Consider the following 445-nt stretch of genomic DNA (forward strand, 5'->3'; position numbering starts at 1 on the left):
TGGATCTCGGATCTGCTGCTCGACAATTTCGGCGTCTATGTTCAACCGATCAACTATCCGACGGTGCCGAAGAAGACCGAGCGCCTGCGCATCACGCCGACGCCGCAGCATTCCGATGCCGATATCGAGCATCTGGTCGGCGCGCTGCATTCGCTGTGGTCGCGTTGTGCGCTGGCAAGGCACGTCGCCTAAGAAAAACAGAAATAACGTAATAAAAATGGCCGCTTAAGCGGCCATTTCCTTTTGAACAATGATTTCGCCGGCGCGCCGTCTTGCCTCGTCATCAGCTGCGAAGACGTCTTCCATCGTCGTGGCGGCCTCGTGGCCGGTCATCATATCCATCACGCGCTCGGCAATATCGGCCATCTCAAGGAAGCCGATCCGGCCATCGCAGAAGGCGTGGAAGGCAATCTCTTCCGCAGCATTCATGACGGCGCCTTGCAGG

Annotated in this window: 1 protein-coding gene and 1 pseudogene; one reads left to right on the forward strand and one right to left on the reverse strand. The window is 57.5% G+C overall.

The annotated features are described in order from the left end of the window. Nucleotides 1-192, forward strand: a 192-nt coding sequence (locus SB772_RS39185; protein ID WP_410838414.1) for an aminotransferase class I/II-fold pyridoxal phosphate-dependent enzyme, incomplete at its 5' end; no start/stop codon positions are given. Nucleotides 193-225: 33 nt separating this feature from the next. Here the strand turns inward: SB772_RS39185 and SB772_RS39190 are convergent. Next, a pseudogene (locus tag SB772_RS39190) lies at nucleotides 226-445 on the reverse strand (1-deoxy-D-xylulose-5-phosphate reductoisomerase); the annotation flags it as partial.

The organism is Paraburkholderia sp. SIMBA_030 (assembly GCF_046535245.1).
GTDB lineage: Bacteria > Pseudomonadota > Gammaproteobacteria > Burkholderiales > Burkholderiaceae > Paraburkholderia.